This is a genomic window from Brevibacillus sp. FIR094, assembly GCF_050477165.1.
Classification (GTDB): Bacteria; Bacillota; Bacilli; order Brevibacillales; family Brevibacillaceae; genus Brevibacillus.
On the sequence record NZ_JBEAES010000037.1, the window covers coordinates 1 to 21,429 of the forward strand.

Here is a 21,429-nt window from a genome sequence, read left to right on the forward strand (position 1 = left end):
ACAAAATTAAAAGGCTTGAGTCCAGTACAATACCGAACTCAAACCCTTCAGATTGTTTAAATATAATACGTGTCCAACTTTATGGGGTCACTTCACATTGCCGTTGGGCTGGTTTTCCTTTTGTTTGCAAGTTTTAGAAGGTACTGATCCAACGAGCTAAGCTAGTGAGAAGGAAAAGCACAGGGCTCGCAGACCTTGACAACGCCTACCCAGTCGGAACTTCAAAAAGGGGACCACGCTTGTCGAACACTTCTTCCTTGAGAAACATCCGCCCATAGGGTGGCTTTGGCTCGACGGTCCCCTTTTTGAAGTGGATACGGACAGTCAATCCCCCATGCTGGCGTGTCAGAGTCGAAGAGACCTGTGCTTTTTCTTCTCCTCCACCATGTTGACTCAAACCAAATTTTTTACTTCGAAGAAATAGGCCGATCAATCAGCTGCCGTAGCTTTGTCTCCGTTGCAGAATCCGGGTCAGGTGTGTAAATGCTGCACTGTAAATCCGCGCTACCGGAAACTTGCAGCGAAGTCAGATCAAAGAGCATTTCCCCGCCTTTGCATGACGGAATTCCAATAGAACCTTCGGGGCTGAGCTGACGCGGCTTTGCTCCCATAGATCGTGAAAGTCAGGATGAACCTGCCGCATTTCGCTTAAAAACTGCTCGTACCACTCGTCCTCCACATACTGACCGTAATTGGCACGAAAAATCGCGAGAAAGCCGCTGACGAAATGCTCCCAGTTGACGGCCAACCGTCGTAATTCCTTTCGCGTAAACACCAGGCGGATCAAATTGCGCTCTTCATAAGGGATTTGTTCAAAATCGAGGAAGACATGCGCGGCTGCCTCGTTCCAGCCCACAATATGACTGCGCCGATCTGAAATGATGGTTGGACACGAGCGCAACTCTTTTAAGATTCGTTTCAGGGCAGGATTGATCTTCGGCGGTTCATCTTTTGGCAAGCCTTGTCCGACTCCCGTACCTGTCTCCAGTGCCAGCGCATACAAATATTTGCGCTCATCGACGGTAAGCTGCAAGGCTCTCGCTACCGCATCCAGAACAGAAGGCGAGACCTTGATGTCGCGGCCTTGTTCCAGCCATGTATACCAGGTGGAGCTGACCCCCGCGAGCTGAGCAACTTCTTCTCTGCGTAGCCCGGGTGTTCTTCTGCGTGTCCCAGGAGCCAGTCCGACCGATTGTGGCAGGATTTTGGCGCGCTGCGCTTTCAAAAAAGTAGACAGTGCCTGCAAACGCGTTTGCTGATGCATGGTACACTCTCCATTCCTCAACTGGTTAAGTTTGTTAAACTAGTATTCATTATACTAGGATAAACAACAACTTGTAATAGGATAACCCGTGTGACATGATGATTTCCATAAGGCACTCGCATAGGAGGCTTACCATGGAAAAAGTCGTTGTCACAGGTATGGGAGTAATCTCCCCGGTAGGGAATACAGTAAATCAGTTTTGGAACAGTCTCGTGCAAGGGAAGTCTGGAATCTCGCATATCGACACTTTTGATACAGCACGTAATAAAACGAAAATCGCAGGTCTGGTGCGAGATTTTGATCCGGTGGAGCGGTTTGGGCGCAAAGAGGCGCGACGAATGGATCGCTTTTGCCAGTTTGCCCTTGCTGCTGTAGAAGAAGCGCTAGAGGATGCAGAGCTTCGGCTGGACGAGTTGGACCGCGAGCGAATCGGGGTATATGTAGGTTCTGGCATTGGTGGGGTACAGACGCTCCTTGAGCAGCATGATGTCCTGCGTGAGCGAGGTCCTGAACGGATCAGCCCGACGCTGGTTCCCATGCTCATCTCCAACATGGCAGCAGCGATGATCAGCATCAAGTACGGTCTGTACGGTCCGACGATGTCCCCTGTTACTGCTTGCTCGATTGGAAATACGTCCATCGGCGAGGCTTTCCGGCTCATTAGAGCGGGCGGGGCGGATATCGTCATCGCAGGAGGGACTGAGGCCGCAGTGACGGACATATCTCTCGCCAGCTTTAGCAATGCGACGGCATTGTCAACGAGAAATGATGATCCAGCAGGAGCGAGTCGGCCATTTGATTCCAAGCGGGATGGGTTTGTCATGGCAGAGGGGGCCGGAATTGTGATTTTGGAATCAGAATCACACGCCAAGAAAAGAAACGCCCGCATGTATGCCGAGGTGATTGGCTATGGGGCAAGCTCTGATGCCTATCATATGGTAGCGACACATCCAGAAGGAATAGGTCCCTACCGCGCGATGAAATGGGCCCTCCAGGAAGCAGGGGTGCAAACGACAGACGTGGATGTCATCAGCGCGCACGCAACCAGCACAGAAATTGGAGATCGCTCCGAGACATTGGCGATCAAAAAGCTATTTGGCGAGCATGCCTATCGCGTGCCGATTACAGCTAACAAATCCATGACTGGTCATATGTTTGGTGCAGCAGGCGGGGCGGAAGCGATCGCCCTAATCAAGAGCCTGCAAGAAGGAATCATTCCCCCGACGATCAATCAGGAGGAGCAAGACCCAGACTGCGATCTGGACTATGTGCCAAATACAGCCCGCAGAGCTACTCTCACCATCGGCATGTCCAATTCCTTTGGCTTTGGCGGTCATAATGCAGTCATCGTGTTGAAAAAAGTGTAACAGATAGAGTCTGTTTTCGTAGTCTCCGGTAGACTATGAGAGCAGGCTTTTTTCATTTCGGTAAAAAATGTGAAACGTTTTACAGTCCTGAATTCTCTAACTGGGGAGAAAAGGAGGGGAACAGTTTGAACAAAAAGCTTGGTCTCGTTGCACGCGCCAAGACCGGTGATTCAGAGGCATTCCAAATGCTCATGCACCAGGAAAAAGCCAATCTGTACAAGATGGCTTTCGTGTACACGCGCAACGAAGAGGATGCGCTGGAGGTTTTTCAAGAAACGGTCTATAAGGCTTTGATCTCCATTTCAAACGTAAGGATGATCAATATTTTACAACATGGCTGACGCGAATTTTGATCAACACGGCGATTGCCTATTTGGCTAAAAAGCGAAAGGTAATTTCGTTGAGTAAAGACATGATCGAAAATGTGCGAGATACAGAAGGTGTAAGGCTGGAAGAACGAATCGACCTTGTGGAAGCAATGGAAGAGCTCGAAGAAAAGTATGTAACGGTTCTCATGCTCAGATTTTATAAGGACTATTCTGTAAAGCAAATCGCAGCCTTGCTAGATTGCCCGGAAGGCACCGTGAAAACAAACATACATAGAGGTCTAAGTCTATTAAGAAAGAAGCTGAAAGGGGAGTATTTCAATGAGAGAAAAAATTCATGCCTATAAAGAGCAAGTAGATCGCATTCCGGTCCCTACAGAGAAGCTGGACGACATTATCACCAAAACGGTTCGAGAAGCATCGCCACAAAGAAAACGTCTAAACAAAAGGAAGCTGGTGTATAGTACAGGGGCTGCAGTCGTTGCTGTAGGTATCTTGTTTAGCTCAGCGACTGTCTCACCCGCGATGGCGAACCTAGTCTCCAAGGTGCCTTTGATTGGATCGATATTCGCTACTTACGGTGACAGCGGATTGAAGCAAGCGAGTGAAAAAGGCTTAACGACTGTCATCGGCGAGTCACAGAACGTAGGAGGCAATGCGATTACCGTCAATGAAGTCTACTATGATGGGACACGCTTTACGATTGGGTACACATTGGAAACGAAGGAGGCAGTCGGAGAGCATTATTTAGGCTCCTCACTAGATTTGACAGTGAACGGGGAAGCGTTTGGATACGCAGGAAGCAGCAAGCAAACACAAATCACTCCGACGCTTGCGACCGGAATTGTTGATATCGACGCAATTAATGGATTGCCTCAGGAGTTCAAGCTAGGATTGAGCTTCCAGGGGGAGGACGGCAAGAAGTGGAGCTTCTCCCTACCAATCAGTGAACGTACAGATACGAAACGCATTCCGATTAATCACCAGCAACAAGCTGAAGGCGTTGACCTGACCGTTTCGGATGTCACAATGGGTCCAGCAGGGCTGGTTGTGAGCTTCCAGGCAGTAACCGAGGAAATTGGGTATTTATCGAGCTATTTGGAATTCAAGGTGGTTGATGAAAAAGGGAACGAGCTGGGAGCGTATTCAGGCGGCAGCCAAAGTAAAAAGTCCGACGGCAAAGAGTATCTCACGGGTACAAGACGTTTCGACCCGGTGACAGCGGATGTAAAAGAATTAACGATCACGCCATATTTGTCATTGCCTACAAACGGTGGCGGTGTCGAAATCGATGGCAAAGGGAAAGAAACACTGATCCAATCGGCAATCGAGACAATACAAAAACATGGAAAGAACATCAAGTTCCATACGTTTACCATTTCCTTGAAAAAATAAAACCACACAAAAAAGCGTCACTCCACGTACTGGAGCGACGCTTCTTTACTTGATCCGAGCAAAAACTAGGATTGCTTTCTCATCGCACCTAGCTCTTCAACGATGGCGGTCATTTCATTGATGCCAAACGCCGCTTTTTTCTGCACCATGTTGTACAGGTACAGCAAATCCTCATAATGAACGAGATCGAAATCCTCCGGGCGCATCACTGCCGTATTCGCCATGTTCAGCTTTGCTTTGATACCCTCGATAATAACGGCCAGGTTTTCTACAGTAGGTTGATTCAGGTCAGCCATACTTTCTCTCTCCTCTCATCAAAGCTGGTATTTATTTCGTCAGTTGCCCACGTGTGACGCCCAACTGGTTGGTTGCCTTCAGGGTACGCCATACGTGTGTACCGCTAACTTCTCCGCGCAATGCTTTGCGATACAGACTGATTACTTCTTTCACGCGCTCTGGCTCTTCTTCCAAAAACTCGATGCGGTAGCTGCCGACATTCAGGGAGCGGAACTCTCTCAAGTACTCAGCACCTGACTGGTCAATCGCGTTATAAACGGTATTGCGGCAACCGGTATCCACACGTATAGGGTGAGAGAAACCGACGCGGTCTTTCAAAGAAATGCGGGAGGTTTCACATGGAGTTCCGCAGTTTGTATGGTCAGTACCTTCACTCATGAATGTGCAGTATACGCAGTGCTCCGTGTGGAACATCGGCATGTGCTGGTGGATAACCAGCTCCATGTTCGCAGCGTTTGAGCGGCTGAGCATATCGACCATCTGCTGGATGTTCAGATCGTACGATGGCGTGATGCGCTCAAGACCTGTTGCGAGGAACAGCTCAACTGCCTTGTGGTTCGCGACATTCAAGGAGAAATCGCCAATCAGCGGAATGTCGATTTCATCACGGCGAGACAAGTAGTAATAGAGTGCTCCCGTGTTGCGTACCAGAATAGCGTCTGGCTTGCTTTTCGCGATCAGGGCAAGGACACCGTTTTCATCCGGCATATGAATGCGCATCGTAGCAATCCCGATCTTTTTCCCGTACTTATGAGCCAGCTTGACACCCTCTGGATACTGCTTAACGAATTCAAAGTCAGCGTAGAGGAAGTCCACATCTGTTTGTGCAGCTGCTTCCAATTGCTCAAGCGAGCGGCACAGAGCTGTCAGAAGTGGTTTTTCCACTGGTTTGCTCTTTGGTGCATCCGCGTATACATTGATATCGTGATGGTGGTAAATCGGCGGCTTGGAACGCAGGAACACGAGTTGTTCGACTGCGTCACGACGCATCCGGTTCAACTCACTGACAGGTACGATAAGATCCCCTTCGAGATCGACAGTCAGATCGTGAGCTTCCAGGTGGAAAATAGTTCCGCCTAGACGGCTGAGTTGATCGTGCAGCAATTCAGCCGTCAGAGGACGCTTCAAAGCAGTCTCCAGCAGTACCTCGGAAGGAACACTGACAGCGTGATTCGCTTGTTTATCTACCCAAGTGACACTGAGCTTTTCACCCAGCTTGCCGCTTACGTGAACGGCTAGCGGGAAGGTGCGATAAGGCTTTTCCGTCTCGAACGTTTTGCGCAGGCGACGATCCAGCTCAGGATCGCTCGTCTTCCATACGCGGTCCCCGACGTGAAGGCGTTTCAGATTCACGTCATTGCGTCCCATAACGATTTCGTACATGCCTTTGGAAACTTCGCCTTCTACTTTTTTACTGCGGCTCAAAATATCGTAGATACGACCGCCTTCTTCTTTTTGCGTAGGGTCACCCGCGTCGAACACGATTCCGTCTCCGCGTTTGACAGGAGCAGTGATGTCCACCAAAACGCCTGTAGGAAGCAGTTTCTTCACGGTTCCCAAAAACACACCGCGGCTTTTCGGGAACGATCCATCTACGAGTTGCTTGTTGTTTGTCCCGGTCAAAAATCCGTGTGTAAACCCGCGAGAGAAGCTTTGTTGCAGCTCGCGTACTTCTACCTCGGATGGTCCTGTATCTTGTCCGGCAAAATAACGCTCGATGGCGGCATTGTATTTACTCACGACGTTTGCAACGTATTCAGGTGTTTTCAGACGACCTTCAATTTTAAAGGAAGTTACGCCAGCCTCGATCAACTCAGGAACCAAATCGATGGCAGCCAAGTCCTTCGGAGACAGCACGTAAGCGATATTCCCCATATCCTTTTGCACACCGTCTACCATCAGGTCATACGGCAAGCGACAGGCTTGGGCACATTCCCCGCGGTTTGCAGAGCGTCCACCCCACATTTCCGAGGTCAGGCATTGTCCGGAATAAGAAACGCACAAGGCACCGTGGACGAATACTTCCATCGGCAGCTTTGCTTTTTCTCCAATTTTTTTGATCTCTTTTAATGAATTTTCACGACCGAGTACGACGCGTTCCATATCAAACGGCTTCGTGAACTCCACCGCTTCCGGCGAAGTAATCGTCATTTGCGTAGAGCCGTGAATCGGGAAGTCTGGAGAAATCTCGCGGATCATCTTTACAAGACCGAGGTCTTGTACGATTACAGCATCTACTCCAGCGTGAATACAGGCGTCTATCAACTCGCGTGCATCTTCTAGTTCATTTTCAAATACGAGAATATTAAAGGTAAGGAAGCCCTTTACCCCGTACATGTGCAAATAAGCCATAATCTCAGGCAGTTCAGCCATTTGGAAGTTCTCAGCACGAGCACGCGCGTTGAACTTTTCTACCCCAAAAAAGATGGCATTGGCTCCGTTGGCCACGGCTGCCTTCAAACAATCCCAGTTACCAGCAGGTGCCAACAGCTCGATATCTTCACGCTTTATACCATTTCGCATGTGTATGTCATTACCTCCAAGGTCTTCAAACAAGCTCTTCTTCATCATAGGGAAATGTGCTGGTCACCGCAACAAAAACATCCTTTCTGCCAGATGTTGAAAATGTGCCTTCCAGAAAGACACCTTGAATGGTATCCTGTAAGAAAAATCGAAATATTCTATGAATCAGGGGAACCGATATATGTTAATCATCAAAGACATTTTGCTGCAGTTACTGTTCGTTATCGTCCCTGTTTTGCTGTATAGAAATGTTTGGCTGGGGCGATCAACCTCGAACAAGATGAGCGTCACATCATCAATGGTTATCGTTTGTAGCTCGATCAGTGTCATTTTTTCTATGAGCTTTCCAGTACAACTTAGTAATGGTATGGAGTACGATTTACGCTCGATACCGATCATTATTACCATTTTATATGCGGGATATATCCCGGGCATTTTGACGATTTTGGTGATGTTTGTCGTAAGGATCGTTTTGGGTGGCGATGGCGTTCTCATAACGATTCTTGGAGCGATGGTCTACGCGATCATACCGTTCTTCTTGGTCAATCGCTGGTATGGCTATTCTTTGCGAAAAAAACTAGCGGTCGTTCTCTTAATCGGATGCTTGAAGCAGCTATCCATCATCGGTGGAGGGATGGCGGTTTTGATCTGGAGAGGGTTCCCGTTGTCCATCATTAACGATTATCTGGAGCCGCTAGTGGAAATCGGCTACCTCGCTTTGATCGTACTAGGTGCAGCTGTTTATTTCATCGAGTTTATTCGAGAATCTCATATTATCCGCAAGCAGGTCGAACGTTCGGAAAAGCTGAACCTGATCAGCGAGTTGGCAGCCAGTGTTGCCCATGAAGTGCGCAATCCACTCACGGTGGTACGAGGCTTTGTCCAATTATTGCGTGAGGAGACGAATCCGAAAAACACTGAATACATCCGATTGGTTTTAAATGAACTCGATCGGGCTGAATTTATCATTTCCGACTATTTAAATCTGGCCAAGCCTCATTCTGAGACGCTGGAGCGACTGGATATTTCGCATACCGTGAAAGAAGTGACGGCCATCATGTCCTCTTACAGCGTCATGAACCGAGTGGAAATCGCCTGTGAGACCGAACCGGGCCTATTCGTTGAGAGCAACGCCGTTAAGCTCAAGCAAGCATTGATGAATCTAATGAAAAACGGTATCGAATCGATGGGACAAGGTGGCGTACTGCATGTCACCGTACAAGCAGCAGGGAATTATCATGTGATTTCCATTAAGGATGAGGGAGAGGGGATGACGCCGGAGCAGATTGAACAGATTGGGCTTCCTTTTTATTCAACAAAGGAAAAAGGGACAGGTCTTGGATTGATGGTAACTTGCCGAATCATCGAGGCGATGCAAGGGACGGTCCACTTTCAGAGTGAACGAGGACACGGAACGCAGGTGACAATTCAACTGCCTGCCGTGTATACGCTCGAAAAAGGAGGGGAACATGGACAAAGATCAAGAGGTGTGGGAGCGACTCTTTCATGAGTTGGCTGTAATCAGAAGCGAATTAAAAGCGTTCAAGCTCGAAACACGTGCAGAGCTTTATCAAATCAAAAGCGAGCTGAAAGAATGGCAGCAGCGAGAAGAACAGCGAAGGCTCCCGAGCGAAGGGGAATAGACCATGCGACGTTCCATAAACCGATGGTGGCAACAAACAGGAAAGGCTGTTTTCGTAGCAGGCTTGGCTTTAGCTCTAGTTGCATGCGGACAACCACAGGAAGCAGCAAAGCCTGCCACACAACCAACGACAGAAGCTACGCCAGCAATTGCAACTGCGCAACCCGAACAAATACTTAAACTGAATAACTTTACAGAACCGCTTTCTCTTCATCCCGGACTCATTTCGGATGTTTGGTCATCCAATGTTATTTTTCAGACGTTTGAGGGGCTGACTCGCATTGACGACAAGGGCGTTCCACAGCCCGCCATGGCGCAGGAAATCAAGGCATCAGACGATTTGCTGACGTACACCTTTACGATTCGCAACAATGCGAAGTGGTCGAACGGCGATCCCGTAACCGCTCATGATTTTGAAAACGCATGGAAATGGGTACTAGATTCTAAAAACGGTTCCGAGTATGCCTATCAGCTGTTTTATGTAAAAAATGCAGAGGCGGCCTTTGCTGGCAAAGCCAAGCCAGAAGAGATCGGGGTCAAGGCAACAGATGACAAGACACTGGTCGTCCAGCTGGAAAACCCGACGCCGTTTTTCCTGGAGCTGACGGCTTTTTACAGCTATTTTCCGCTAAATACCAAAGTGGTGAAAGAGAATCCGGACTGGGCGAAGGAAGCAGGACCAGCTTACACCTCGAATGGACCGTTCAAACTCGATAAGTGGGAGCATAAAACCAAGCTGACGCTCACGAAAAACGAGCATTACTGGGACGCAGACGCTGTCAAGCTGACCAAAGTCGAAATGAATATGATCAATGACGCAAATACAGAATTGTCGATGCTGGAGGGCGGCGATCTCGATTGGGCAGGTGCCCCAACTGGCAATCTTCCACTCGACGCGATGCCGACTCTACAGGAAAAAGGATTGCTGGTGATCACGCCAAAAGCCGGGACGTATTGGTATGAATTCAATACAGAGCAAAAGCCTTTCCACAACAAAAAAATTCGCCAAGCCTTTTCATACGCGATTAACCGGAAAGACATCGTGGAGAACATCACGCAAGGAGGGGAATTGGTTGCGACAGCCGTAGTGCCGCCTACGATGTTTGCTGAGAACGAGCAAGGCTTGTTTACGGACAATGACATAGAAAAAGCCAAGCAGCTGTTAGCGGAAGGCATGAAGGAAGAAGGGTACGCCAGCATCGACCAGCTCCCGCCGATTACACTGTCCTATAATACGGAGGAAGCACAAACCAAAATCGCGCAAGCCGTACAGGACATGTGGCAAAAAAGCTTGGGTGTGCACGTCAAGCTGGAGAATCAGGAATGGAATGTTTACTATGAAAACGTGAAAAACGGGAAGTACCAAGTAGCGCGGATGGGGTGGACGGGGGATTTCAACGATCCGATTAACTTCCTGGAAATATTCCGAACGAAGGAAGGCAACAACCATACTCGTTGGGAGAATCGTCAATATGCCGATCTATTGGCGGCTTCTGCCAAGGAGAAGGATGCTGCCAAACGAAAAGCGATCTTGCAAGAGGCTGAGAAAATCTTGGTGGACGAGATGCCAGTCATTCCGTTTTACTTCAAGTCTACGGTGTATGCGCAGAACCCCAAGTTGAAAGGTGTAGTCATTTCAGGTTTGGGATATGCGCAGTACAAATGGGCGTATTTCGAATAAATCATACAGTAGTCACATTCGAAGGGCTGGTCAGTCGGATTATTCCACGACCAGCCCTTCGAATACGATAGAGACTTTCTCTTCCATGATTTCTTCGAGTGCCCAGGCACCTTCGCTGCGTACCCAATCATAAAGAGCATTATAGTAAATGTTTTCCAACATATTCGCAGCGACAAGAGGGTTGAATTTACTTTTCAATTGATTCTTTTCTTGCGCTTCTTCAATCAGGTCAGCGAACAGTTGACGCAATTCAAAGTACATGTTCTTTTCATTCTCAAGCACTTTCCGATGCTTCATCGAGGATTCTACGACGACTTTGATGAAATCGAAATTGGTGATGGTGACTTCATTCATGATCTTGTAGATCCGCAGCACCTTCGACTTGCATTCGTCACCATAATCCCACTCTTCCCGGCGCTCCTCGATTTCATGCAGACGCTCATATCCCCAGTTAGCGAGAATGGCTTCCTTTGAAGTGAAATGCAGAAAGATCGTACCGCGTGCAACATCCGCTTCTTCGGAAATCATGTCGATTGTGGTTGCTTCAAAGCCGTGCGTTTTGAAAAGCTTGATGGCAGAATTGAAGATTTTTTCGCGAGTTTCGCGCTTTTTCCGTTCCCGTCTCGTCGTCAAGTATGTAGCACCTCCCTATGAACTCGTACGCTTGATTATAACACAACCGTTACCTAACAAAAGAATAGTTCATGCAAGTACGCATAATTTAGGTGAAAAAAGGATAGACTTCTGCGAAGGTCGAATGTATATTTATATATCATAATGAATAATTATTAAATCATACCAGGCTCGAGATGCATGGGGTGGAGGAGAGTAAAATGGGTGTTGCAAAGGCGCTGGCAGTACGTCAGGCTACGATGAAAGACGTGGATGCCATGTTGGAGATTGTTAATGAATATGCACAGCAAGGCTTGATGCTACCACGTACGAAGCTGTCTTTCTTAGAAAACTTGCAATCCTTTATTGTCGCTCATGATGGAGATTCGGTCGTAGGTGTCGCAGGCCTACATATTTTGTGGGAGGATCTGGCTGAGATCCGCTCCTTGGCTATCTCGGAAAAAGCGAAGGGGTTGGGTGTTGGGAAACATCTGGTTCTTCATTTGGTTGAGCAATGCCGCCTTCTGGGAATTAAACGTGTACTGGCGCTGACTTATCAACAAGTGTTTTTTGAAAAGTGCGGGTTTTGGGTGGTTGCCAAGGAAACGCTGCCACAAAAAGCTTGGAAGGATTGTATTAATTGCTCCAAGCTGCCGATGTGCGACGAAATTGCTATGATTTTCGAAACAGCCTGATACATTTGGTCTAGCCTTCCTTTTTTCTTTTCTGGTACTATATTCATATGAATAGTAGAAATATAAATAATATTCTATAAGTATATCAGAAAAAGAGATTGGAAAAAATGGGGGGCTTTTCCATGAAATTGGGCGCTCGTATATTACTCGTACTACTATTGGCAGGAAGTGTACCGTTGACGGCAGCGGGAGTGTTTGCTTATCAGGAATCCAAGCAGGAATTGTTGAAAGGAAGTGCCGCTACACTGGAAGCACTTCGTCATAGCAACAAGGAACAGGTGGAAAATTACTTTCGTGAGCGAGCCAGGAACGTGGATACGTTGGCTGCATCGGGAACAGTAATGTCTGCCCTTTCTTCGTTTGAGGACGTGTGGCGGCAAGGACAAGAATCGCCTGCTTATGAAGAAGTGCAAGCGCGGTATACGAACGAATTAAAGATGGAGGTCGCTCGCTACGGCTTCGTAAATGCTTTTCTGCTGAATGCACAAGGGGACATCGTGTACGAGACAAAGCCGCAGGCCGATTTTGGTACCAATCTCCTGACAGGTCCCCACGCCGACTCTGTATTTGGCCAGACTGTGCAGCAAGTCAAGAAAACCCAAAGCGCAGAAATGTCGGATCTAGGCAGTTACGAGCCATCTGGAGGGGCTCCAGGTGTATACATTGCAGCGCCGATCTACGAGCGTGGTTACGTCATCGGGCAAATAGCAGTCGAAGTATCTATGGATTATATTTCTAGAATATTCAACCAACGAGAAGGACTGGGGGAAACCGGGAAGATTTACTTGGTTGGTGGTCCGGACAAGCTCATGCGCTCACAACTGGGCAGTGGGCCAAATACGTTGTTACAGCAAAAAGTAGATACACCCATCGTTGATCAAGTCTTGCTCACCCAACAATCTGAAGGAACGGTTGAAAGCATGGATTACTTCGGACAGCAAGTACTCGTGTCCTATGATCAGGTCAAAGTGGGGAAGAAGACGTGGGCGATTTTGGCAGAGATGAATATGACCGAAATACTGGAGGGTCCAACCCGCATTCGGGATGCCATGATTGCCTTTAATGGTGCCGTCCTCTTGCTAATCGTCATCATCTCGTTATTTACAGCAAATTGGCTTCGCCGCTCGTTTCGCGGCATGCTTGCCGTGGCAGAGCGGATCGGGCATGGTGATTTTTCGCGTGAGATTCCTGACAAGCTATTAAAACGAAAAGATGAATTGGGGGAGCTGGCCTGGTCTCTCGTTACGATGCAGAAGCAACTGCGCAAAATTTTGTTTCAGATTCAGCAGGCAGCCGCTTCCGTTTCCGGTGCGGTGCGAAATATTCAGGGAAACACCAGTGAAATTGCCGCTTCCAGCCAGCAAATTGTCCTCGTCGTCGATCAAGTAGCTGCATCTGCTGATAGTCAGGTGGAAAAAATGGGACAAACCTTGAATCTGGCTGTTGATTTGACGAAAGATGTGGCGGTTGTAACGGAAAATGTAGAACGGGTAACCGTATCTGCGGAAGAAATGAAGCAGCATGTACACGCAGGCAGACGTGCGATTGCAGATGTGATGGACAGTATGGACGAAATCAATCGTTCGGTAGAAGCTGCAACGGATGTGATTCATGTATTGGAAGGGCGCTCGAAGGACATTTCGAGAATTATCTCCGTCATTACAGAAATTGCCCGACAGACCAATCTTCTAGCCTTGAATGCTGCGATAGAAGCGGCTAGAGCAGGAGAGCATGGCAAGGGATTTGCAGTCGTCGCAGGGGAAGTGCGCAAGCTGGCAGAAGATACCAACAGTGCTGCCCAGCAGATCGTAGGCATGATTGGAGACGTACAAAAGGATACGAAGGAAGCAGTCGCCAGAATGGTCGAGGGTGCCCAAACGACCGCCCACGGGATGAAAACAGCACACCAATCGCAAGAGATGTTCCAGCACATCGAGGAAAACATCCTCGGGGTGTCGCAAGAAATTAATGGTGTCAGTGAAGCATTCAAGCGTATGGCGCCAGATGCCCAGCAGGTAGCCGTTGTCGCTGGGGAAGTATCGTCGGCATCGATGCAAGCGGCTGCTGGTGTCCAAAGCATCTCAGCTGCGGTAGAGGAGCAGAGTGCAGCGATGGAGCTAATCGCAGATGCTGCGAATCAGCTGGCCATTCTAGCAGAAGAGCTGAGAAGCTCACTTGCAACCTTTGTTTCGCGCGAAAGTTAAGAAAAGAGGGACGGAGCAAAAGTCGGTGACAACTGTCTTTTCTCCCGTCTCTTTTTGTATTTTGGAAGGATATCTCACACAAAATGTTGAATGATAAGGACGATGGAGAGTTTCAAGCCGGAGGGACGTAAGCGTGCACAAACTAGATTGGGAACTATATCTGCTACCGTTCGAACAAGCTGTAGAAGAAATCAAAGTCAAAATTAAAAATATCCGTAACGAGCTGCGCAAACGCAAGGAGCATTCACCGATTGAGTTTGCGGTGGGCAGGGTCAAATCGATCCCGAGTATTTACAACAAGGCAAACCGCTTGCAGTTTCCGATTGATGAGAATATCTGCTGGGAAATTCGCGATATCGCGGGAGTCCGCGTCATTTGCCAGTTTATTGATGATATACCTGCTGTCGTTGAGATGATCCGCAACCGCGGAGACATGCGTGTGTATTTGGAGAAGGATTATGTCTCCACCCCAAAAGAAAGCGGATATCGCGGTTATCACCTTGCCGTGGAGTATCCGATCATGATGGCGGGTGGCCAAGTGACCATTCCGGTAGAAATTCAGATTCGCACATTGGGAATGAATTTTTGGGCGACGATTGAGCACTCGCTGAATTATAAATACGAGGGAATTATCCCATCCGATATACGGCAAAGATTGTTCGAGGCTGCCAAGGCGTCCTACAAGCTAGATAGCGAAATGAACAACATCCGGGACGAAATTAAAGACGCCCAAGCAGAATTTACGAAAAAAGAAGTGCCGATGGAGTCATTGTTATCGTTGGTGGAGCTGGATCTCGACGTCGATGCGGCAATGGACGAAGGCAGTATGAATGAGAGGACTGGAGAAGAGAATGACAAGCATTAATTGGCTGGAAGAAACAAATAAACGCAAGGACGAACTGATTGCGACGACACAACAATTTTTGCAAATTAAAAGCGTTTTGGACCCCGAAACAGCACGGGAAGGGCCCCGTTTGGAGAAGGGATTCAGCAAGCGCTTGACTTTGCGCTAGGCGTGTGTGAAAAAGCAGGCATGACAACCAAAGACGTCCGCGGGTATGCAGGGCACGCTGAATTCGGACAAGGTGAGGAATTGATCGGCATTCTGAGCCATGTCGATGTCGTACCGGAAGGCGATGGCTGGAGTACGCCTCCGTATGCAGCCGAAATCGTGGATGGACGCATGGTAGCCCGTGGTGCGATTGATGACAAGGGACCGACAATGGCAGCCATTTTCGCAGCGAAGATCGTGATGGAGCTGGGATTGCCGCTGTCGAAGCGCGTGCGCTTTATTTTCGGTACGGATGAAGAATCGAGCTGGCAGTGTGTGAACACGTATTTTGAAACGGAAGAAATGCCGACGATGGGCTTTACACCAGATGCAGACTTCCCATTGATCTATGCGGAAAAAGGCTTGACCGATCTGTCGTTGCGTCAGACGCTTGCATCCTTCCAAAGCCTCGGAATACCTGCTGCGGATAATGTGGCGGCAAAGCTCGTTTCCTTACAAGCGGGCTTAAGGATGAACATGGTTCCAGACAAGGCTGTAGCAACGATTGCGCCAATCGGCTTGAATAGTGAGGCGATTGCACAAAGTTATCGCCAGCACTTAGAAGCGACTGGCTTGAAAGGCAAAGTGGAGGAGCAAGACGGTCTCGTAGTGCTGCACATGGAGGGCGTCTCGGTTCACGGAATGGACCCGAGCAAAGGCGTCAACGCGGGTACCGAGCTTATTCACTTTTTGCGCACCTTGTCATTGGATGAGCGGGGAGCTGTATTTGTAAGCTTGGCTGATCGTTATTTGCACAAGCAGCATTACGGTGAAGTGCTCGGCATCGCGCATGATGATGAAGAAATGGGTGCGCTCACACTTAACACAGGTGTGATCGAGTATGACGAAAAGCAGGATGCGCTTTTCCGTCTGAATATCCGTTACCCACATTCTGTTGCCTTCGAAAAATGGTCGGCCGTTCTTGCTGAACGATTCAGTGAAGGGGCATTTATGCTCGAAGTGGCTGAGCATCTGACACCGCACCGCGTCGACCCGAATCATCCTTTGGTGACGACACTGCAACGCGTGTATACCGAACAAACGGGCGAGGAAGCTGGCATTATTGCAATTGGCGGCGCTACCTACGGTCGTTCGCTGGATGTTGGGGTAGCATTCGGACCACTTTTCCCAGGTCGTCCTGACAGTGCCCACCAGCGAGATGAATATATTTTCGTAGATGATCTGATCAAAGCGACAGCGATTTACGCGCAAGCGATCTATGAATTAGCGAAGTAGGAATAGCAAGCGGCTGGACACAAGTGCCAGCCGTTTTTATTTTTGCGGAAATCAGGAGAGACAAAACTCTTTGCAAATGCTGGAAGTCAGTACTATAATGCAAGTAACGATTGATCGATTAATCATTCATTAGCAAGGAGCCTGTATAGCATGCCACTTTCAGAAGAACAAGTGCTAAAAATGAAGCAAAAGCGGGAAACGATTCTTCAGCAGGCAGTTCTCTTGTTTGCCGAGCGCGGCTATGATGATACCACCATTGCAAAAGTTGCGAAGGCATCTGGAGTGAGCTTTGGCAGTGTTTTCACGTACTTTGAAAACAAGGATCAGCTCTTTCATGCCGCCGTCACGGAGCCATTACAAGAGCATTCGGTCAAACTGCTTGATTTTGATCCCCAAGCATCTGAGCCATTACTGGAATTAGAGAGAATGGTGACCAATCACATCAAGCTTTTCGCCGCGTTCGATTCGTACTTGCGTCTGGTCGTACAAGTAGTCGGCTACTACAATCGTTTTGCCCATTCATTTGCTGAGTTAGATGTGTTTCATAACACCTTTCGTACGAAAATTGCGGAGCTGTTAATCAATGGACAAGAGAAAGGACTCCTGCATGTTCAAGACCCCAAATACGTGGCGACAGCGTACATGAGCCTGTTAATTGGTCTACGTGTGAATTTGACCGATAAGCCACAAAGCAACATGTGGGAAAAATTTGTTCCGTTTGCCATGCAGCTTTTTGGACCGAAGAATCGCTAGCATTCGCCATCGGTCTTTTTTTTTGGAATATAAATGATTGATTAATCAATCGTTATAAAAAGAGGAGTGGTCACGATGAGTTTTTGGAAGTTCGACAGCAACATTCAGATCAGGCTGATGTTACAATTTTTGACGACGATGGCGAGCATGACTGTGACCCCGTACTTGATTGTTTTTTTCTCCAAGCAATTGGGGACGGTTGTAACGGGTTTTATGTTTTTAGGCGTGATGGCAGCGAGTGTCGCAGGCTCTTTTGCAGGGGGATATGTAGCAGACAGGATCGGGCGAAAAAAAGTCATCGTTGTATGTGAGGCGGTTATCTTCCTCAGTTTTCTTGGTGTGGGCTTCGTCAACTCGCCCTGGATTCAACTGCCTTACGTGACATTTATTTTGTTTCTATTCAATAACTTTTGTTTGGGGGCGTCTGGTCCTGCTTACCAAGCACTCATCATTGATGTGAGTCAGCCTGAGAACAGGCGAGCGATTTTTACGGCTTCCTATTGGTTGAATAATCTGGCGGTAGCCATAGGAGGATTGGTAGGTGCTTTTTTGTTCGACAAGCATTACTTTGCCCTTTTTCTCGGTGTGGCTGTAAGCATCGCGATTTCGCTCGCCATTACGATCCTGTTTATCAAGGAAACGTATGTGCCAGAAAAACGCTCACGCTCGGCGTCTAGCAAACAAAGACAAAAAGATTCGAGTTTTATGGCTGATGTCTTGGGAGCTTATAAAGAAGTGCTCAAACATCGGATTTTTCTGCTGTTTACTATAGCGAATCTGCTCATTGTAGCTGTAGAGGAGCAATTGACCAATGTCATAGGCCTTCGTTTAGTGCAAGATATCCCGGAGCCAGAGCAGTTATTTTCGTTTCTTGCCATTCAGGTAGATGGGATGAACTTGTTAGGCCTATTAAAAACAGAAAATACGTTGCTCGTTGTTTGCTTGACCGTTTTGGTCTCCTACGTGATGAAGAACATGAGAGATAGGGCCGTGCTCCTGTCAGGCTTGGTCCTGTACTTTTGCGGGTATGCCTGGATTAGCTTCAGCAACTCTCCCGTTGTCTTGCTCATTGCCATGTTCTTCGCGACACTGGGTGAAGTGATGCACATTCCGGTAAAACAAGCGTTACTCGCCAATATGGTGCCGGATCATGCGCGGAGCACGTATATGGCTGTACATTCCCTGTTTAGCATTGTGGGGGTCAGCAGTGCAGGTGTGTTTATTCTTGTCAGTGCGTGGGTTCCTAACGTTGTGATCACCGGAATTTTTGCAGGGATGGGACTGATTTGTCTCGTGCTATTTCATCGGATCACGAAAAAGGTCGGGCAAGAACAAGACGCTGCTACGAAGTCCACCCAAACAAATGCGACAGCATGAAGAAGTACTCGAGCGCATTCGCGACACTGGTTGGGGAAATAATATCAAATAGAGTGTAGACAATTTGGGAAAAAGAGGGTTTTGTAAGCGATTTCTCGAAAACATAAAGGGAATACGTCAGTATCGAAAAGGAGATAAATGATGGACGATCTCACGAAATTGATCAAAGATTTGACGGAAACGGACGGAGTACCTGGGCACGAGCGCGAAGTAAGGGTGAAGATGGAAGAATACTTACAGCCTCTCAGCGACGAGTTGGTAAAGGATCGGCTAGGTGGGGTACTCGGAAAGAAGACGGGTGCAGAAAATGGTCCGAAAATATTGCTCGCGGGACATTTGGATGAAGTGGGCTTCATGGTGACGCATATCACGCCAAAAGGGTACTTGCGTTTTATACAGCTCGGCGGATGGTGGCCGCACAATATCCTCTCACAGCGCGTGAAGGTCAAAACACGCAAAGGTGAGCATCTCGGGCTCATTGGCTCGAAGGCACCACACGCTCTGGAAAAAGAAGAGCGGGAAAAAGTCATGAAGCTTAAGGATTTGTACATTGACATCGGGGCAAAAGATGAAGCAGATGCGAAGGAAATGGGTGTTCGCCCTGGTGATTGGATTGTCCCTGACAGTGATTTTACGACGATGCGCAACGGAGAGCTGTGGGTCGCAAAGGCGCTTGATAATCGAGCGGGGTGTGCGCTGGCAATCGAGGTGCTGAAACGTTTGCAGTCAGAAGAGCATCCAAATGTGCTATACGCCGGTGCAACCGTTCAAGAAGAAGTTGGGACGCGTGGTGCTGGCACAGTAGCGAGTCTAGTTGAACCGGATATTGCTTTTGCTGTCGATGTGGGACTCGCATATGACACTCCTGGAAATGAATCGTATCCGATGACCTGCAATGTGGGGGACGGTCCGCTCGTTATGTTATTTGATGCCACGATGATTCCGCATACTGGATTGCGAGATCTCGTATTCGACACAGCAGAGGAGCTCGGCATCAATATCCAGGTGGATGCCCTCGCAGGAGGCGGAACAGACGCAGCGAAATTCCATACAAGCGGCATTGGTTGCCCGTCGATTGTTGTCGGCTTTGCGACAAGGTATATTCACAGCCATAATGCGATTATGGCAAAAAGTGATTTCGAGCAGGCTGCCCAGCTACTGACAGCTGTCATCAAGAAGCTCGATAAAGAAATGGTTCAACAACTGCTCGATAGATGAAGTAGGCGAAACCCTCTCCATGCATGTATGATTGCGATGGAGAGGGTGTTTTTTGTGATGATGGAGAGGTTTTGTGATCACGAGCCTCGGAGAAAAATACCCGGGAGTTGAACGGTTTAGTTGTTTTTTCGAGAGTACTCCTTTAGTATAGGTAGGATAGGATTTCGCAAGGGCAACAACCTGCCTAGGATGAATTTGATTGATGAGAGCCGGTTTTATCGCATCCACTGTCCATGCAGTCATGGTGTGGCGAATCGGTTCGCTTGTGAAAGGAAGTGGAAGTTATGGCAAAATCGTTTGCGTCTTTTGGTTTTCGTCCGGAGCTGATGCAAGGGATTCAAGACCTGTATTATAAAGAACCGACACAAATTCAAGAGGAAGCTATTCCTCTCATTATGGAAGGCAAAGATCTAATCGGACAAGCTCAGACAGGTACGGGAAAAACAGCTGCATTCATGCTGCCGATCCTCAACGCATTGGAAGAGGGAAAACGCGACATTCAAGCGCTCATCCTCACCCCGACACGTGAGCTTTCCATTCAGATTGCCAAAGAAGTAGAAAAACTGGGTAAGCACCTGAATGTAAACGTGCTGTCTCTGCACGGTGGAACGGATATCGACAGGCAACTAAGCAAACTGAAAGAAACCGTTCATGTTGTAGTCGGAACACCAGGGCGCGTGCTGGATCATATGAAGCGCGGATCGCTCCATTTTGGACGCATCTCCACATTGGTGCTGGATGAAGCAGATAAAATGATGGAAATGGGCTTCTTGGAAGATGTGGAGCAAGTGATCGTGCACACGCCTTCCCAGCGTCAGGTGCTGTTGTTCTCTGCTACAATGCCTGATTTGGTGAAAAGACTGGGGCACCGCTTCATGAAGCAGCCACCGCATATCAAGATCGAGGGCAAGCAGAAGACTGTTGAGCGCATTGAACAATTTTACTATGTAGTGAACCAAAGCGATAAGACGGACGCTCTCGTCGATGTGCTGGAGCAAGAGAAGCCGTTCTTGACCATCGTGTTTGCCAATACGCAAGTACGTGTACAGCAACTTACAGCTCGATTGCAAGAAAATGGCCTCTCTGCGAAAGCACTGTACGGTGATTTGTCCCAAAACAAGCGGGAACAGCTGATGAAGCAATTCCGTGAGATTCGTTTCCAATACTTGATCGCGACAGATATCGCGGCTCGTGGACTCGACGTAGAAGGCGTAACACATGTTATCAACTACGATTTGCCGAATGACGTGGATAGCTACATTCACCGCGTTGGGCGTACAGGTCGTGCGGGACAAAAAGGTAAAGCAATCTCCCTCATTTCTCCTCGTCAAAAGAACTTGATGGGGCGTTTTGCCAAAGCCACGAAGGCATCGATCGAGGAAAGAATTTTGCAGGAAGGTCGCCATCTGGATGCGGGTCGCCGTCAACGTGCGGAAGAACGGGAAGCTCATTTCATTGAGCTGCGAGCGCAACAGTCGAAAGAGCAACAGAAGGAAAAAGACAAAGAGTTTTCTCCTGTACGTGAAGCCTTGAAGAAAAAGACAAAGGTAAAACCAGGCTACAAAAAGAAGATGGCGCGTGAACTGGGTGAAATGCAGACGCAGTATGAGAAAAATCGCAAGAAGGCAGAAGCGATTGCAGCACGCAAAGCGGGTAAATCCGCGAAGCCAGCCGATGCCAAGAAAGCGGGAAAAGGTGGAGCTACTCGCTCTGCTAAGGGTGGAAGACCGTTTAGTCAATCCTCATCCGCTGGGAAAACGCGTGGAAATAAGTAAAGATGGTAAGAGA

Annotated in this window: 16 protein-coding genes and 3 pseudogenes; 15 read left to right on the forward strand and 4 right to left on the reverse strand. The window is 48.3% G+C overall.

The features are described 5' to 3' along the window. A partial coding sequence (locus ACQ5DJ_RS24725; RefSeq protein ID WP_429844786.1) for an IS3 family transposase occupies nt 1-60 on the forward strand: 60 nt, incomplete at its 5' end. 347 nt (nt 61-407) lie between these two features. Here ACQ5DJ_RS24725 and ACQ5DJ_RS24730 read toward each other — a convergent pair. Beyond that, nucleotides 408-1,264: pseudogene (locus ACQ5DJ_RS24730) on the reverse strand (helix-turn-helix transcriptional regulator). Nucleotides 1,265-1,398: 134 nt separating this feature from the next. Between ACQ5DJ_RS24730 and fabF the strand changes: the two are divergent. The 3 genes and pseudogenes from fabF (at nt 1,399) to ACQ5DJ_RS24745 (ending at nt 4,352) form a co-directional block, all read left to right on the forward strand. After that, complete coding sequence (fabF, locus tag ACQ5DJ_RS24735; protein ID WP_429844746.1) at nt 1,399-2,631, forward strand: beta-ketoacyl-ACP synthase II; 1,233 nt, start codon at nt 1,399-1,401, stop codon at nt 2,629-2,631. Between the two features lie 125 nt (nt 2,632-2,756). Next, nucleotides 2,757-3,304: pseudogene (locus ACQ5DJ_RS24740) on the forward strand (sigma-70 family RNA polymerase sigma factor). After that, on the forward strand, nt 3,279-4,352 hold the full coding sequence (locus ACQ5DJ_RS24745; protein ID WP_429844747.1) for a DUF4179 domain-containing protein: 1,074 nt from the start codon (nt 3,279-3,281) through the stop codon (nt 4,350-4,352). The pseudogene ACQ5DJ_RS24740 and the gene ACQ5DJ_RS24745 overlap by 26 nt, the downstream one beginning before the upstream one ends. Nucleotides 4,353-4,417: 65 nt before the next feature. Here the strand turns inward: ACQ5DJ_RS24745 and ACQ5DJ_RS24750 are convergent, their stop codons facing one another. Together ACQ5DJ_RS24750 and ACQ5DJ_RS24755 are read right to left on the reverse strand one after the other, a co-directional pair. Then, nucleotides 4,418-4,648, reverse strand: coding sequence for a DUF1128 domain-containing protein (locus ACQ5DJ_RS24750; RefSeq protein ID WP_007722824.1), 231 nt, complete (start codon nt 4,646-4,648; stop codon nt 4,418-4,420). Between the two features lie 31 nt (nt 4,649-4,679). Beyond that, nucleotides 4,680-7,172: a DUF3656 domain-containing U32 family peptidase gene (locus ACQ5DJ_RS24755; protein WP_429844748.1), complete on the reverse strand. Its 2,493-nt coding sequence runs from the start codon at nt 7,170-7,172 to the stop codon at nt 4,680-4,682. 181 nt (nt 7,173-7,353) lie between these two features. On the opposite strand from ACQ5DJ_RS24755, the gene ACQ5DJ_RS24760 reads away from it, so the two are divergent. Genes ACQ5DJ_RS24760 through ACQ5DJ_RS24770 form a run of 3 tightly spaced genes read left to right on the forward strand, consistent with a single transcriptional unit; the run spans nt 7,354 to nt 10,495 of the window. Next, nucleotides 7,354-8,682, forward strand: a complete 1,329-nt coding sequence (locus ACQ5DJ_RS24760) for an ATP-binding protein (RefSeq protein WP_429844749.1) — start codon at nt 7,354-7,356, stop codon at nt 8,680-8,682. After that, a complete protein-coding gene (locus ACQ5DJ_RS24765) occupies nt 8,642-8,815 on the forward strand; it encodes a hypothetical protein (RefSeq protein WP_017250660.1) in 174 nt (57 codons plus the stop codon). The genes ACQ5DJ_RS24760 and ACQ5DJ_RS24765 overlap by 41 nt, the downstream gene beginning before the upstream one ends. 3 nt (nt 8,816-8,818) lie before the next feature. Further along, a complete protein-coding gene (locus ACQ5DJ_RS24770; protein ID WP_429844750.1) occupies nt 8,819-10,495 on the forward strand; it encodes a peptide ABC transporter substrate-binding protein in 1,677 nt (558 codons plus the stop codon). 39 nt (nt 10,496-10,534) lie between these two features. Here the strand turns inward: ACQ5DJ_RS24770 and ACQ5DJ_RS24775 are convergent, their stop codons facing one another. After that, entirely contained in the window at nt 10,535-11,128 is a 594-nt protein-coding gene (locus ACQ5DJ_RS24775; protein WP_429844751.1) for a TetR/AcrR family transcriptional regulator, read from the reverse strand. 200 nt (nt 11,129-11,328) lie between these two features. Here ACQ5DJ_RS24775 and ACQ5DJ_RS24780 point away from each other — a divergent pair, with 200 nt between their 5' ends. The 8 genes and pseudogenes from ACQ5DJ_RS24780 to ACQ5DJ_RS24815 all read left to right on the forward strand — a co-directional run bounded on the left by ACQ5DJ_RS24780 (nt 11,329) and on the right by ACQ5DJ_RS24815 (nt 21,416). Then, nucleotides 11,329-11,802 carry an N-acetyltransferase gene (locus tag ACQ5DJ_RS24780; RefSeq protein ID WP_327952433.1) on the forward strand — a complete coding sequence of 158 codons (474 nt, stop codon included), beginning with the start codon at nt 11,329-11,331 and terminating at the stop codon, nt 11,800-11,802. A gap of 122 nt (nt 11,803-11,924) precedes the next feature. Then, entirely contained in the window at nt 11,925-14,006 is a 2,082-nt protein-coding gene (locus ACQ5DJ_RS24785) for a methyl-accepting chemotaxis protein (RefSeq protein WP_429844752.1), read from the forward strand. A gap of 133 nt (nt 14,007-14,139) precedes the next feature. Beyond that, on the forward strand, nt 14,140-14,871 hold the full coding sequence (locus ACQ5DJ_RS24790) for a GTP pyrophosphokinase (RefSeq protein WP_429844753.1): 732 nt from the start codon (nt 14,140-14,142) through the stop codon (nt 14,869-14,871). Then, nucleotides 14,858-16,293, forward strand: a pseudogene (gene pepV / locus ACQ5DJ_RS24795) (dipeptidase PepV). Before ACQ5DJ_RS24790 ends, pepV begins: the two are co-directional and overlap by 14 nt. 150 nt (nt 16,294-16,443) lie before the next feature. Further along, entirely contained in the window at nt 16,444-17,046 is a 603-nt protein-coding gene (locus ACQ5DJ_RS24800) for a TetR/AcrR family transcriptional regulator (protein ID WP_429844754.1), read from the forward strand. 75 nt (nt 17,047-17,121) lie between these two features. Further along, a complete protein-coding gene (locus tag ACQ5DJ_RS24805; RefSeq protein WP_429844755.1) occupies nt 17,122-18,423 on the forward strand; it encodes an MFS transporter in 1,302 nt (433 codons plus the stop codon). A gap of 141 nt (nt 18,424-18,564) precedes the next feature. Continuing rightward, nucleotides 18,565-19,641, forward strand: a complete 1,077-nt coding sequence (locus ACQ5DJ_RS24810; protein ID WP_429844787.1) for a M42 family metallopeptidase — start codon at nt 18,565-18,567, stop codon at nt 19,639-19,641. Nucleotides 19,642-19,925: 284 nt separating this feature from the next. Continuing rightward, a complete protein-coding gene (locus ACQ5DJ_RS24815) occupies nt 19,926-21,416 on the forward strand; it encodes a DEAD/DEAH box helicase (protein WP_429844756.1) in 1,491 nt (496 codons plus the stop codon). Nucleotides 21,417-21,429 lie beyond the last annotated feature (13 nt).

What these genes read in the sequence shown, in the direction of transcription:
- fabF (WP_429844746.1), top strand. Translation starts at nt 1,399, where the DNA reads ATGGAAAAAGTCGTTGTCACAGGTATGGGAGTAATCTCCCCGGTAGGG.
- ACQ5DJ_RS24745 (WP_429844747.1), top strand. Translation starts at nt 3,279, where the DNA reads ATGAGAGAAAAAATTCATGCCTATAAAGAGCAAGTAGATCGCATTCCG.
- ACQ5DJ_RS24750 (WP_007722824.1), bottom strand. Translation starts at nt 4,648, where the DNA reads ATGGCTGACCTGAATCAACCTACTGTAGAAAACCTGGCCGTTATTATC.
- ACQ5DJ_RS24755 (WP_429844748.1), bottom strand. Translation starts at nt 7,172, where the DNA reads ATGCGAAATGGTATAAAGCGTGAAGATATCGAGCTGTTGGCACCTGCT.
- ACQ5DJ_RS24760 (WP_429844749.1), top strand. Translation starts at nt 7,354, where the DNA reads ATGTTAATCATCAAAGACATTTTGCTGCAGTTACTGTTCGTTATCGTC.
- ACQ5DJ_RS24765 (WP_017250660.1), top strand. Translation starts at nt 8,642, where the DNA reads ATGGACAAAGATCAAGAGGTGTGGGAGCGACTCTTTCATGAGTTGGCT.
- ACQ5DJ_RS24770 (WP_429844750.1), top strand. Translation starts at nt 8,819, where the DNA reads ATGCGACGTTCCATAAACCGATGGTGGCAACAAACAGGAAAGGCTGTT.
- ACQ5DJ_RS24780 (WP_327952433.1), top strand. Translation starts at nt 11,329, where the DNA reads ATGGGTGTTGCAAAGGCGCTGGCAGTACGTCAGGCTACGATGAAAGAC.
- ACQ5DJ_RS24785 (WP_429844752.1), top strand. Translation starts at nt 11,925, where the DNA reads ATGAAATTGGGCGCTCGTATATTACTCGTACTACTATTGGCAGGAAGT.
- ACQ5DJ_RS24800 (WP_429844754.1), top strand. Translation starts at nt 16,444, where the DNA reads ATGCCACTTTCAGAAGAACAAGTGCTAAAAATGAAGCAAAAGCGGGAA.
- ACQ5DJ_RS24805 (WP_429844755.1), top strand. Translation starts at nt 17,122, where the DNA reads ATGAGTTTTTGGAAGTTCGACAGCAACATTCAGATCAGGCTGATGTTA.
- ACQ5DJ_RS24810 (WP_429844787.1), top strand. Translation starts at nt 18,565, where the DNA reads ATGGACGATCTCACGAAATTGATCAAAGATTTGACGGAAACGGACGGA.
- ACQ5DJ_RS24815 (WP_429844756.1), top strand. Translation starts at nt 19,926, where the DNA reads ATGGCAAAATCGTTTGCGTCTTTTGGTTTTCGTCCGGAGCTGATGCAA.